Raw genomic sequence first — 12625 nt, forward strand, 5'->3', positions numbered from 1 at the left:
TGTATGGGATTTTTTGATTTCATGACCGAGGAGATTGCTATTGACCTTGGTACTGCAAACACCCTGATCATCCACTTGGACAAAGTGGTTGTGGACAGTCCTTCCATTGTGGCAAGGGACCGTGTGTCAGGAAAAATAATCGCGGTAGGCCGCGAAGCCAATATGATGCAGGGGAAGACCCATGAAAACATCAAGACCATACGACCGTTAAAGGACGGGGTTATCGCCGACTTTGATGCTTCGGAAAAGATGATCAATATGTTCATCAAGAATATTCCGGCCCTGAAGAAAAAATGGTTCCCACCTGCCCTTCGTATGGTCATCTGTATCCCGTCCGGCATTACCGAAGTGGAAATGCGCGCAGTTCGTGAATCCGCAGAAAGAGTAAACGGCAAGGAGGTCTATTTGATCCACGAGCCCATGGCCGCTGCCATTGGTATCGGGTTGGACATTATGCAGCCCAAAGGGAACATGATCGTGGATATCGGTGGAGGAACTACGGAGATTGCCGTAATTGCCCTAGGAGGTATCGTATGCGACAAATCGGTGAAAATTGCAGGTGACGTTTTCACGAACGACATCATCTATTATATGCGTACGCAACACAACCTATATGTAGGCGAAACAACTGCCGAGGCCATAAAAATAGAAATCGGTTCCGCTACGGAAGACCTGAAATCCCCACCTGATGACAAAAGTATCCAAGGACGTGACTTGCTCACCGGTAAGCCCAAACAGGTACAGGTTTCTTATAGGGAAATTGCCAAAGCACTCGATAAGAGCATTTTAAGGGTAGAGGATGCCGTGATGGAAACCTTATCACAAACCCCACCTGAATTGGCAGCGGACATTTATAACACCGGTATCTATTTGGCCGGAGGAGGTTCCATGCTAAGAGGGTTGGACAGAAGGCTCTCCCAAAAAACGGATCTTCCCGTTTACATTGCCGAAGACCCGTTGAGAGCTGTAGTGCGTGGTACAGGAATCGCCCTGAAAAATTTGGAGCGCTATAAAAGTATTTTAATAAAATAGACCTGTCTTTTGGACAGTTCTGTTACTTTGTAGGTATTCAAACCTTACTTAACGATACGATTGCATGCAACGCATCATCAACTTTATTTTACGCTATAGAAATGCTTTTCTTTACAGTTTTCTTGCGCTCATTTCGTTGGTGATGACCGTTCGGTCGCATTCCTATCATCAATCCAAATTCTTCAATTCCTCCAAGTGGTTGTCCGGTAGTATTTATGGAACGGGGGCGGATATCTCGTCCTACTTTGGACTACGTGAAGAAAACCAAAGGTTGGTACAAGAAAATGAGCGTTTACGAAGAATGCTTTTCAACACCCAATTTGATACCATCCCTAGCCTCGATTCCACTTATGTGGAATATGGGGTTTTGAGTGCCAAACTCATCAAGAACAGTTTTTCATCGCCCCGAAACTATCTGACCATTGACAAGGGCCGTAATGATGGAGTAAAGCAAGATATGGGTGTCATCACCACCAAAGGTATTCTGGGTATCATCGAAAATGTATCGAACAATTTTTCCACGGTACAGAGTGTGCTCAACACCAAATCGAACATCAATGCCAAGATAAAAGGCACCAACTACTTTGGTTCCTTGATATGGAATACAGAAGACTATACCACCGCCCAATTGGTGGACATCCCCAGACTGGTCCCGCTGGTTGTGGGCGATACTATTGTTACGGGAGGTATGTCCAGCATATTTCCTGAGAACATTCCTATCGGCGTCATCAAAAAATATGACCTCAACGCCTCGCGAAGCTTTTACAATATTGATGTGGAACTGTTCAACGACATGGCCAACATCAAGAACGTATATTTGATAGAGAACCGGAACAAGAAAGAAATCGAAGAATTAGAGAATAGGACCCTGAATGAATAACACGATCTTTATAAATATTTTCCGTTTTGTGTTATTGATCCTGACCCAGGTCCTGATTTTCAACAACCTGAATTTTATGGGTTTCATCAACCCGATGGTCTACGTCATATTTTTCTACTGGTACCCCATTAAAGGCAACCGCGCCCTCTTTATGGTCATTGCTTTTTTGTTGGGTTTCATCATCGATATTTTTTCCGATACCATGGCCCTGAATGCCTTGGCTTCTTTAACCATTGCGTACGCCCGTCCGGTGTTGATGCGATTCTGTTTTGGGGTCAATTATGAGTTTCAGAATTTCAGTTTTAAGAATACCACCAATATCCAAAGAGTGACCCTTTTGGCCTTGATGGTACTCATTCATCATTTGATATTCTTTTCGCTGGAAATTTTAAGTATTGCCCATATCCTTTTAATTTTGAAAAAGGTTTTTGCCACAGGTATCGTAACTTTAATACTTTGTACACTGTTTAGCTCACTTTTTAGTCCTAAAAGTGAATAATTTTGAAACTGCGTCGTTGGATATAAAGGGCTAGGGGTCTACAAATCTGGTCGAGTATGAAAAAATTGTTATTGTCATCGGTTGTCGTCATTATTGGGTTCACCTTTATTGGGAGATTATCCTATTTGCAATTGTTCCGTTTTTCGCCCGACCAAATATTGGACGATCCTGCCATCAAAAAAATATATGATTACCCGGAACGGGGATATATCTATGACCGGGATGGAAAATTAATGGTGGGGAACCAACCTGCCTATGATGTCATGGTCATCCCACGAGAAGTAAAGCCTCTGGATACCGTGGAGTTTTGTCAACTTTTGGGAATCAACAAGTTGGAATTCCTGAGCAAAATGGAAAAGGCAAGAATATATTCCCCTAGGCTACCTTCGGTTTTGGTTCCTCAGCTATCCAAAGAAGATTATGCCAAACTTCAGGAGAAAATGCGCCACTATGTTGGATTCTATATCCAAAAAAGGTCGTTACGGTATTACAATACCCATAGTGCGGCAAATGTTTTGGGCTATATCAGTGAAGTAAACGAAGGAGACCTGCAAAACAATCCCTATTACGTTGCCGGTGAACTAAAGGGACGAACTGGCATTGAAATGGAGTATGAGGAAATCCTCCGTGGGCGAAAGGGAGTGAAACACATCCAAAAAGATCGTTTTAACAGGGATATTGGTCCGTACAAAAATGGAAAACTGGATACCCTGCCCAAACAAGGCAAGGAAATCCACATTACCTTGGACAAAGAACTCCAGGAATACGGGGAAAAACTGATGCACGGCAAGAGAGGAGGCATTGTGGCCATAGAACCCAAAACAGGGGAAATTTTGGCCATGATTTCGGGTCCCACCTACGACCCGGCCCTTTTGGTGGGAAGGGAGCGTTCCAAAAATTATAGCAAACTCCATTACGATACCATATCCAAACCCACCTGGGATCGTTCCATCTTGGCCCAACCCTCACCAGGATCCCCTTTTAAAACACTGAATGCCCTGATAGCCCTCCAGGAAGGTGTTATAGACCCTAGCACGAAGTTTAGGTGTTACCATGGCTTTTACGTGGGCAATACATTACGGGGCTGCCATTGCGGAGGTGGTGTCCGTGATTTGAACTCGGGAATTTACCAATCCTGCAATGCCTATTTTGCTGGGGTTTTCAGAAAAATATACGACAAATATAGCACTACGGACGAAGGCATGGATGTATGGGACAAGCACATCAAAAGTTTTGGTCTTGGCGATTATTTGGGCACTGACCTTCCCACGGGTGCACCGGGAAGAATTCCGGATAAGGAATATTATGACAAATGGTACGGGGATGGTAGATGGGCCGCCTCCACGATCATTTCCAATTCCATTGGGCAAGGTGAAGTTGCCGCCACTCCCCTTCAATTAGCCAATATGACAGCGGCAATTGCAAATCGCGGTTACTTCTATACCCCACATGTGATAAAAAGTTTTGGGAATTCTGGCGCCATCGATCCCAAGTTTACAACACCCCATTATACAACCATAGACCGGAAATATTTTGAGCCGGTCATTCACGGCATGGCAGACGTATACAATTATGGAACGGCCAGATGGCTTAAGATTCCGGGAATTGATATAGCTGGTAAAACAGGCACGGTAGAAAACTATATCCGGGTGGATGGTGAACGTATGCAACTCACGGATCATTCCGTTTTTGTTGCCTTTGCCCCTGTTGAAAATCCACAGATTGCACTGGCCGTATATATTGAAAACGGATATTTCGGTGCCCGTTATGCAGGTCATATTGCGTCCCTTCTGATTGAAAAATACATCAAGGGAGAAATAACCCGGAAAGATTTGGAGACACGGATGTTGGAAAAAACCTTGGAACATGAATACGCCAAACCCTATACTGGCGAACCTTTCAAGATAAACGAATATGTCTGGTAAAGGCCCTTTTGGTAGGATAGATTGGATTACGGTAATCCTTTATGTTTTGTTGGTCTTCATTGGATGGATCAATATTTATTCCACTTCGCTGAGCGATACGGCCACTTCCATCTTTGACTTTTCCACCCTATATGGGAAACAGCTCTTTTTTATTGGATTGGCCTTTCTAGGAATCATTTTTGTTCTTTTTGTTGAATCCAGTTTTTTTGAACGGTTTGCCTCTATTTTCTACGTGGTTTCCATTGTTTTGCTCTTGGGGCTTTTTGTTTTTGGGAAAAAAATTGCAGGGGCCACCTCTTGGTACGATCTGGGCTTTTTTAATTTTCAGCCTTCGGAGCTTGCCAAGGTAACCACCGCCTTGGCCTTGGCCAAATTTTTAAGTGATATCCAAACCGATATCCGTAGCGGCAAACATCAACTATATGCCCTTACCATCATACTATTGCCCGCCCTGTTGATCTTACCTCAACCCGATCCAGGAAGTGCCCTCATCTATTTCTCATTGTTTTTTGTGCTTTTTAGGGAAGGTTTTCCACTATATTATCTCGGAATTCTATTGGTCATTGTGTTATTATTTGCCACTACCTTGATGTTCGGAACCGTGTGGGTGGTCATTGGATTAATAACCCTCGCCCTTTTGGTATATACGTTCAAAAAAGCAACGCTAAAAATTCCCGTGCTCCCCGTAATCGGTGTCATTGTGGTTTCTACCTTGTTCTCACTATCGGTAAACTTTGTGTTCGAAAAAGTATTTGAACAACGGCATAGGGACCGTTTTGCGCTCTGGTTGGGCTTGGAAAAGGATGAGAAGAAACTGGAGGAAATAAGAAAGACCATCGGGTACAACACCTATCAGTCCGAAAAGGCCATTGAGTCCGGTGGTTTTTTTGGCAAGGGATTTTTGGAGGGCACACGTACCAAAGGGGATTTCGTACCTGAGCAGCATAGCGATTACATATTCAGTTCTGTGGGCGAAGAATGGGGCTTTTTGGGTACCACCACAGTAATCCTCCTATTTTCGTTCTTCTTTTTACGGTTGATTCACATCGCCGAAAGGCAAAAAAGTGATTTCAGCCGCATGTACGGTTACGGGGTAATATCCCTATTGGTCTTTCATTATTTCATCAATATTGGAATGGTAATCGGTCTTTTGCCTACTATTGGGGTTCCCTTACCTTTCTTTAGTTATGGCGGCTCTGGACTTATCTTTTTCAGTATGCTGCTGTTTATCTTCCTAAAACTGGACTCGAATCGTTTAAAGGACGGCATCTAAAATTTCCATCCGGAAGCATCCACGTTTTGTTCCCTTTCTTCTTGCCAAGCCTTGGGTTGTTTTTGAAAGAAATCGATTCCTGTTCTTTCTTCCAACGTATCGATGGGGACCAAAAAACTCTGCAATGGAGCATTACTTTCAGTGGCCGGCATCAAAAATGCCAACGTCTGCGCAGCATTTCCATCACCCTTAAGAACAATCTTATAAAAGTATCTGGGCACATCTACATCCTCCTCCCCGATTTCCTCTAGACCCTCTTCGAGCACACCTCCTGTGATAATGATCAAATCACCGTATTTTTTGCACCACCTACGCACTTGTTGCTCCAGGCGGTTCCATACCCCTGCATTGAAATCCTTGTCCTGTGGGCTTATATTGCTGGTATAAAAGGTCTCATTATAGGCAAACTCTGAAAAGCGGCGGTCCCCTGCCGGACATAAATGTCCACGGTCGTAACCGGAACCCCGATAGTTTCTCCAATCGGCTGATTTGGTGGGCACCAAGGGATCTTCGATAAAATAGGGACGCTTGCGGTCATCGTAAGTAAGCTGGCTCTTTTTGAGTTCATAGGCCACCCATTCTGCCTGCTCATAAGGTTCATTGTACGAAAGGGAAAAGAATTCGTGATGTACTACCTCACCCGTGGTGGAACTAGGCAAAAAATCCATTTCAATCACATCCTCTCCCGAACTATTGGGATTTGAATATGTGGCCGGAGTATAAAAATTTTCGAACAGCCAAAAGCCGATCAAACATAATGCAAAAAGAATGGCATAGAGTGTCTTTCTCTTCATCGATAATCTTTAAGCACACAAAACTAAATAAAATTGAAGGAGCTGTTTTGGCCAACATCAATTGAATTGTCATTACTTTTATACAACATCATAAGTTGCTTTCCCGATGATCACCAAACAGATATTCCCTCTAAAATACATTTTTAATGAAATCAAGATTTCCCTACTTATTGTCACGCTCATTGGATTAGTGGTAGATATCCTTCCTATTTTTTTTTCTGATTTTTTGCCTGACATTCCAATTTCAATAGCAACTACACTGGGTATTGCGATATCGATTTTGATTTCTTTTAAAGTAAACCAATCCTATGACAGATGGTGGGAAGCCCGCAAAGTATGGGGAGAGATCGTAAACGACTCCCGTACGTTGGTTTTACAATTAAAAATGTATACGGAACCCGACGATCCCGTGATCAAGAGCATGGCTTATAGACAAATTGCATGGTGTTACTCCTTGGGACAATCTCTAAGAAAGATGGATCCATTTAAAAATTTGGGCGGGTTGATCTCGGATTCAGAACTGGAACATTTACAATCGCAAAAAAATGTCCCCTTGGGCATTCTCAATTTTCAGACCGATTCCATTAAAAAACAATATGACGAAGGAAAATTGGATGGCTTTTCCAGATTACAAATGGAAGGAACTCTGGCACGACTAACTGCATCAATGGGGAAGTGTGAGCGCATCAAAAATACGGTGTTCCCGACCACATACCGGAAAGGCCTGCATTTGGCCATTTACCTATTCGTTATTTTTCTGGCCATGTCGGAACCGCTTCGTTTAGTGGTAGTATTGGAGGTTTTTATTTTGGTCATTATCTCTATGGTTTTCTTTTTTCTTGAAAAAGCCGCCTTTAGATTACAAGACCCTTTTGAAAATCAACCAACCGATACTCCAGTAACCTCCATAGCAAGGACCATCGACATCAACCTTCGACAACTTTTGGACGAAACCGACTTGCCCAAACCTATTGAATCCAACGATTTTTACATTATGTAATCTCTGGCCATAAAAAAACCGACTCTTTTTGGAGTCGGCTTTTCTTTATTTCGAGAAATTGGTTACCCTTTTACGCTGGCCAATTTTCTTTCTTGTTGCTTGATGTTGTTCAAGTGAAGGTCTTTTAGCACGTTCACGGCCTCTTCGACGTAAATGTCACGGGCCAAATCCTTGTGCCATCTGTCCCTCTTTTCCCTGAGTACGGAATCTTGTGTAAAGAGTTCCGTTTCATATTTCAAAGAGCCAAAAGACAGTTTGGAATCATAATCCCTTAAGGTCTTGAACTTGTCGGATTGCTTTTTGGCCTCATCCGCTTTTTGCACATAGGCATCAAAATTTAGGGAGATTACATTCTCATCTTGCTGCTCCTTGATCCATTTGGCATTCTCCTCGATCAACTTGATCTGAGGATTGTTTTCCATACGCTTTTTGCTGTTCGCCACGGCAGTTTCAAAATCGATATAGCCATCCCAAATTTTATAATCGGCTGGAGTAATCTTGTCCCACCCCAAAGGGTTTTGCTGATCACGCTCCCCAAGGTCAATATAACTGTATTTGTCCGGAATCACGATATCACTTTTCACGCCTTCCAACTGTGTGGAACCTCCATTGATCCTGTAGAATTTTTGGGTCGTCAATTTAATGGCCCCTAAATCTCCTTGATCGTTGCCTCGCACAATATTGTCCAAAGGAATCACATTTTGAACGGTTCCTTTACCAAAAGTCTGTTTGCTACCAATGATAACGGCCCTCTTGTAATCCTGCATGGCAGCTGCCATAATTTCGGAAGCGGAAGCGGACAATTCGTTGACCAATATGACCAAAGGACCGTCCCATTGGATACGCTCGTCCTTATCCTCATGTACTTCTTTGCGTTGTCCAGAGGAACGCACCTGTACAATTGGCCCGTCCTTGATGAACAATCCGGCCATTTCCACAACGGTTTTCAAAGATCCTCCACCATTGTCCCTTAGATCCAAGATGATGCCCTCGGCACCTGCCTCTTTCAATCTTTCCACCTCTTTGGCCACATCGGTAGCCGCATTGCGTTCGGCGTAATCTTCAAAATCTACATAGAACTTAGGAAGGTTGATCAATCCATATTTGTGGTCATCACTATCAATAGTGGCGGATTTTGCATAAGACTCCTCCAATTCCACCACATCTCTTGTAATGGACACTTTTTGGATGGTTCCGTCCACTTTTCTAACGGTAAGGTCCACTCTGGTTCCTTTTGGGCCCTTGATCAATTTAATGGCATCATCAAGGCGCATCCCTACAATATCGATGGGCTCTTCTCCTTGCTGGCCTACTTTCAAAATTTCATCCCCCACTTCAAGGGACTGATCCCTCCAAACGGGTCCACCTGAAATGATCTCGACAATTTTAGCTCCTTCAGGTTTTTTCTGAAGTCGGGCGCCGATACCTTCAAACTTACCGGACATGCCAATGTCAAATCGTTCTTTTTCCTCTGGGGCAAAATAGAACGTATGGGGATCAAACTCCTCCACAATAGTATTCAAATACTGAACAAACCAATCCTTACGCTCCAAATCGTCCACAAAGTCGAAGAATTCGTCCAAAGTGTTCTTGGTCACTTCCCTTGCTTCCTCCTCGGTGGTCACCTTGTCCACATTAGCAGGAATATCGTTGAAGGCCAATATCGTCTCTGAGTCCACGTTGGCTTCTTGGTTCGCATCGGAGATTCTATTGTCGATTTTGTTTTCAAAAACGTTCAAGGTGTTGTACTTGAGTTGCTTTCTCCAACGCTCTTTAAGCTGTTTTTTGTTGGCGGCGAACTCTTGGTTCTCGTAATCGATGTTGATGGTTTCATCAACAGTGTAATCGAAGGGTTCTGCCAAAACTTCCTTGTAAATTTCCTTTGCTTCTTCCATACGCAACATCAAGCGTTGGTATACGGCATTGAAAAAAGTAATATCGGTGTTCCTGATCTCGTCATCGATCATGAACCGATACTTTTCAAAATCCCTGATATCACTTTCAAGGAAATATCTTTTGGTAGGATCCACAATATCGATGAAATCATCGAACACGTTGGAGCTAAAATTGTCGTTAAGGTCTTTGGGCTCATAGTGGCCCCTTTCCAAAACGTAAGTAATCAAATCCAGCAAAAGCTTATCCTTGTCGTCGTTGTCGAAAGACTTATTGGTAAAGCTACATGAGGCTACTGCAACAAGAATAACCAAAAGTGCCAAGATAAAGTTCTTCTTCATAATGTGATTTTTTTCTGGAGCGAAACAATCTGACCTCATACCGTCAAATCTTCATTACGTCATCCGTCGTTCTTAATTGTATGAATTCCCTAAGATACAGAAAAAACCGTGCCAGTTCTGTGTGCCGCTTTTAATTTTTTGTTAAACGGTCAAGGCTTCATATCCTTATGAAAAACGTATTTTTATGCCTTTAATTATACCTCATGGAAAAACCGCTCATTTTGGTCACCAATGATGATGGAATCACAGCCCCTGGACTTAGGGCCCTGATACGCACCATGAAAGAGATCGGTGAGGTGGTGGTCGTGGCCCCGGACAGCCCCCAATCGGGTATGGGGCATGCCATTACGGTAGACAGCACGCTATTTTCCAAAAAAGTGGTGGTGGACCATAAAGAAGGCGCTCCGAGCGAGTATAGCTGTAGTGGAACCCCGGCCGACTGTGTAAAATTGGCCCTTCGTGTGCTACTGGACCGGACACCGGATATTTGTGTAAGCGGCATCAACCATGGTTCCAATTCTTCGATCAATGTCATTTATTCGGGTACCATGAGCGCTGCCATTGAGGCCGGTATCGAAGGTATTCCCGCCATAGGGTTTTCCCTTTGCGACTATTCCTGGAACGCCGATTTTGAACCTTGTTTGGATGCCGTGAAGAAAATCGTCTCCGAGGCTTTGACCAATGGAATGCCCAAAGGAACCGTGCTCAACGTAAATATTCCCAAAACCGAAAAGCTCAAAGGGATCAAAATATGTAGACAGGCAAGGGGCAATTGGAAAGAGGAATTTGACAAGCGTAGGAGCCCCTCTGGCAAAGATTATTATTGGCTTACCGGGGAGTTCGAGCTTTTGGACAAAGGAGAGGACACTGATGAATGGGCCTTGGCACAAGGTTACATTTCGGTGGTACCCACCCAGTTCGACCTTACAGCGCATCATGCCATACCATTAATCAACAATTGGAACTTAAATGAACACTAGAAAAGAAATCATCATCGGTTTTGTGGTAGGAATCATTGCGAACACGTTCGGCACCTTGCTCTACATTCTCCTCTTTTCGGATTTAGGGATTGTGGACACCTTTAATGCCGCAGTGGAGCAAGGCCATATTGGCAGTTTGCTCGCATTGGGTGCCATTTTGAACTTGATTGCCTTTTTTGGTTTTCTACGGATCAAAAGGGATCAAAGGGCCAAAGGTGTGATGTTGGCCACTTTGGTGACGGCGTTGGTTATTTTGTTGTATAAAGTGCTGTCCTAGGCTTAATTTTGAACTTGATTTTTAGCAATGAAATACTATATCATAGCCGGTGAAGCCTCAGGGGACCTCCACGGTTCCAACTTGATCAAGGCCCTTAAAAAAGAGGATGCCTCGGCCGATATCCGTTGCTGGGGCGGTGATTTGATGGAACAAGCCGGAGGAACACTGGCCAAGCATTACAAAGACATGGCTTTTATGGGTTTCTTGGAAGTGCTCAAGAACATCCCCACTATTTTCAAAAATATTTCCTATTGTAAAGAGGACATTGAAAAGTTCCAACCAGATGTCATCATTTTTATCGATTTTTCTGGATTTAACCTTCGGATTGCGAAATGGGCCAAGGAACAAGGTTTTAAGACCAATTATTATATTTCGCCCCAAATTTGGGCCTCCCGCGAGGGACGAATCAAAAAAATTAAAAGGGATATTGATGCCATGTATGTCATCCTTCCCTTCGAGAAAGATTTCTATGAAAAGAAACATGGTTTCCCCGTACAGTTTGTAGGACATCCGCTTATTGATGCCATTGAAAATACCCCTTTGGAAGAAAACGATTCCTTCCGAAAAGCAAACGGATTAGACCCTGAAAAACCCATTATTGCATTGCTTCCCGGTAGCCGAAAACAGGAGGTGCAGAAAATGTTGGATGTGATGCTGTCCGTGAAAGGGGATTTCCCCGATTATCAATTCGTAATTGCAGGTGCTCCGAGCCTTCCCGATGAATTTTACGAACCCTTTTTAAAAGGAAACAAAGTGGGTTATGTCTCCAACAAAACCTATACCCTCCTCAAGCATTCCCACGCCGCATTGGTCACCAGTGGAACGGCCACTTTGGAAACAGCCCTTTTTGGCATCCCTCAAGTGGTGTGCTATAAGGGAAATTGGATTTCCTACCAGATTGCCAAGCGCATCATTACCTTGGATTTCATCTCCCTGGTCAACCTCATCATGAACCGAGAAGTTGTTAAGGAACTGATTCAAAATGAATTGACATCAAAAAATCTCAAAAAAGAGTTGTCAAAAATTATCGGGGGACCCGAACGCGAACGCATTTTATCCGACTATAAAGTGTTACGCGAAAAATTGGGGGGAAGAGGTGCCAGTCAATTGGCGGCCCGATTAATCGTCGAAAATGCGTAGTTTTATCTTCCAAGAAAGAAAATCTATTCTTGGATGTTTCGAAAAACCATAATCTTACTGTTATTTTTTGCCGTTGTTGCCTGTGGCCCCGGTAAAAGAAAACGAACCTACAGCAAGACCCGAACCGTTACGGTTGAGGGGTCGACCGAAGACACATCTCCCAGAAAATCCAAAAAAGAAGAACGCATCAACGAAAAGGCAGAGGCCATTATTTCCACGGCGATGACCTTTTCCGGAACGCGTTACAAGTATGGGGGCACCACAAAAAAGGGCATGGACTGCTCTGGACTGGTGTTTGTTTCCTTAAAGGAAAATGATATTCTATTCCCTAGGGTTTCCTATCAAATGGCCATGGAAGGCCAAAAAATTGATGTTGATGACGTTCAGAAAGGGGACCTGCTTTACTTCAAGACCTCCAAAAGCGGAAAACGCATCAACCATGTGGGGTTGGTCGTTGAAGTGGATGGGGACGACATCAGATTTATTCACGCCACAACCTCAAGGGGCGTTTTGGTATCCTCATTACGGGAAGGGTACTGGAAATACGCCTTTGTAAAAGCCATGCGTATCCTCTAGGTGCGCCAGCTTAAT

At 43.6% G+C, this 12625-nt stretch carries 12 protein-coding genes; 10 read left to right on the top strand and 2 right to left on the bottom strand.

The window, feature by feature from the left end:
- Positions 1 to 3: 3 nt before the first annotated feature.
- From D2U88_RS09300 to rodA, 5 genes are all read left to right on the top strand, one after another.
- Complete coding sequence (locus D2U88_RS09300) at positions 4 to 1032, top strand: rod shape-determining protein (protein WP_090291622.1); 1029 nt, start codon at positions 4 to 6, stop codon at positions 1030 to 1032.
- Positions 1033 to 1096: 64 nt separating this feature from the next.
- Complete coding sequence (gene mreC, locus D2U88_RS09305; RefSeq protein ID WP_119640105.1) at positions 1097 to 1912, top strand: rod shape-determining protein MreC; 816 nt, start codon at positions 1097 to 1099, stop codon at positions 1910 to 1912.
- Positions 1905 to 2411 carry a rod shape-determining protein MreD gene (locus tag D2U88_RS09310; RefSeq protein ID WP_119640107.1) on the top strand — a complete coding sequence of 169 codons (507 nt, stop codon included), beginning with the start codon at positions 1905 to 1907 and terminating at the stop codon, positions 2409 to 2411. The genes mreC and D2U88_RS09310 overlap by 8 nt, the downstream gene beginning before the upstream one ends.
- 56 nt (positions 2412 to 2467) lie before the next feature.
- Positions 2468 to 4336, top strand: a complete 1869-nt coding sequence (locus D2U88_RS09315; RefSeq protein WP_119640109.1) for a peptidoglycan D,D-transpeptidase FtsI family protein — start codon at positions 2468 to 2470, stop codon at positions 4334 to 4336.
- On the top strand, positions 4326 to 5609 hold the full coding sequence (gene rodA, locus D2U88_RS09320) for a rod shape-determining protein RodA (RefSeq protein WP_119640112.1): 1284 nt from the start codon (positions 4326 to 4328) through the stop codon (positions 5607 to 5609). Before D2U88_RS09315 ends, rodA begins: the two co-directional genes overlap by 11 nt.
- On the opposite strand, the gene D2U88_RS09325 is transcribed toward rodA, so the two are convergent.
- Positions 5606 to 6403, bottom strand: a complete 798-nt coding sequence (locus D2U88_RS09325) for a DNA/RNA non-specific endonuclease (RefSeq protein WP_119640115.1) — start codon at positions 6401 to 6403, stop codon at positions 5606 to 5608. The genes rodA and D2U88_RS09325 overlap by 4 nt on opposite strands.
- A gap of 106 nt (positions 6404 to 6509) precedes the next feature.
- Here D2U88_RS09325 and D2U88_RS09330 point away from each other — a divergent pair, with 106 nt between their 5' ends.
- Positions 6510 to 7403 (top strand): bestrophin family protein, encoded by an 894-nt coding sequence (locus D2U88_RS09330; RefSeq protein WP_119640117.1) that lies wholly within the window; start codon positions 6510 to 6512, stop codon positions 7401 to 7403.
- Positions 7404 to 7465: 62 nt separating this feature from the next.
- On the opposite strand, the gene D2U88_RS09335 is transcribed toward D2U88_RS09330, so the two are convergent.
- Positions 7466 to 9637 carry a carboxy terminal-processing peptidase gene (locus D2U88_RS09335; protein ID WP_119640120.1) on the bottom strand — a complete coding sequence of 724 codons (2172 nt, stop codon included), beginning with the start codon at positions 9635 to 9637 and terminating at the stop codon, positions 7466 to 7468.
- Between the two features lie 203 nt (positions 9638 to 9840).
- Here D2U88_RS09335 and surE point away from each other — a divergent pair, with 203 nt between their 5' ends.
- From surE to D2U88_RS09355, 4 genes are read left to right on the top strand one after another with little or no spacing between them, the layout of a single operon-like run.
- Positions 9841 to 10617: a 5'/3'-nucleotidase SurE gene (gene surE / locus D2U88_RS09340; protein WP_119640122.1), complete on the top strand. Its 777-nt coding sequence runs from the start codon at positions 9841 to 9843 to the stop codon at positions 10615 to 10617.
- A complete protein-coding gene (locus tag D2U88_RS09345) occupies positions 10607 to 10894 on the top strand; it encodes a hypothetical protein (protein ID WP_119640124.1) in 288 nt (95 codons plus the stop codon). The genes surE and D2U88_RS09345 overlap by 11 nt, the downstream gene beginning before the upstream one ends.
- A gap of 27 nt (positions 10895 to 10921) precedes the next feature.
- Positions 10922 to 12034 (top strand): lipid-A-disaccharide synthase, encoded by a 1113-nt coding sequence (gene lpxB / locus D2U88_RS09350; RefSeq protein ID WP_119640127.1) that lies wholly within the window; start codon positions 10922 to 10924, stop codon positions 12032 to 12034.
- A gap of 33 nt (positions 12035 to 12067) precedes the next feature.
- Positions 12068 to 12610 carry a C40 family peptidase gene (locus D2U88_RS09355; protein ID WP_119640130.1) on the top strand — a complete coding sequence of 181 codons (543 nt, stop codon included), beginning with the start codon at positions 12068 to 12070 and terminating at the stop codon, positions 12608 to 12610.
- Positions 12611 to 12625: the final 15 nt, after the last annotated feature.

It is taken from the genome of Flagellimonas aequoris (assembly GCF_003584165.1).
Taxonomy (GTDB): domain Bacteria; phylum Bacteroidota; class Bacteroidia; order Flavobacteriales; family Flavobacteriaceae; genus Flagellimonas; species Flagellimonas aequoris.

Bases quoted from the DNA above. Each gene is read 5' to 3' on its own strand.
- D2U88_RS09335 (WP_119640120.1), bottom strand. From the start codon at position 9,637: ATGAAGAAGAACTTTATCTTGGCACTTTTGGTTATTCTTGTTGCAGTA.
- D2U88_RS09310 (WP_119640107.1), top strand. From the start codon at position 1,905: ATGAATAACACGATCTTTATAAATATTTTCCGTTTTGTGTTATTGATC.
- surE (WP_119640122.1), top strand. From the start codon at position 9,841: ATGGAAAAACCGCTCATTTTGGTCACCAATGATGATGGAATCACAGCC.
- D2U88_RS09345 (WP_119640124.1), top strand. From the start codon at position 10,607: ATGAACACTAGAAAAGAAATCATCATCGGTTTTGTGGTAGGAATCATT.
- D2U88_RS09330 (WP_119640117.1), top strand. From the start codon at position 6,510: ATGATCACCAAACAGATATTCCCTCTAAAATACATTTTTAATGAAATC.
- D2U88_RS09300 (WP_090291622.1), top strand. From the start codon at position 4: ATGGGATTTTTTGATTTCATGACCGAGGAGATTGCTATTGACCTTGGT.
- D2U88_RS09325 (WP_119640115.1), bottom strand. From the start codon at position 6,403: ATGAAGAGAAAGACACTCTATGCCATTCTTTTTGCATTATGTTTGATC.
- lpxB (WP_119640127.1), top strand. From the start codon at position 10,922: ATGAAATACTATATCATAGCCGGTGAAGCCTCAGGGGACCTCCACGGT.
- D2U88_RS09355 (WP_119640130.1), top strand. From the start codon at position 12,068: ATGTTTCGAAAAACCATAATCTTACTGTTATTTTTTGCCGTTGTTGCC.
- mreC (WP_119640105.1), top strand. From the start codon at position 1,097: ATGCAACGCATCATCAACTTTATTTTACGCTATAGAAATGCTTTTCTT.
- rodA (WP_119640112.1), top strand. From the start codon at position 4,326: ATGTCTGGTAAAGGCCCTTTTGGTAGGATAGATTGGATTACGGTAATC.
- D2U88_RS09315 (WP_119640109.1), top strand. From the start codon at position 2,468: ATGAAAAAATTGTTATTGTCATCGGTTGTCGTCATTATTGGGTTCACC.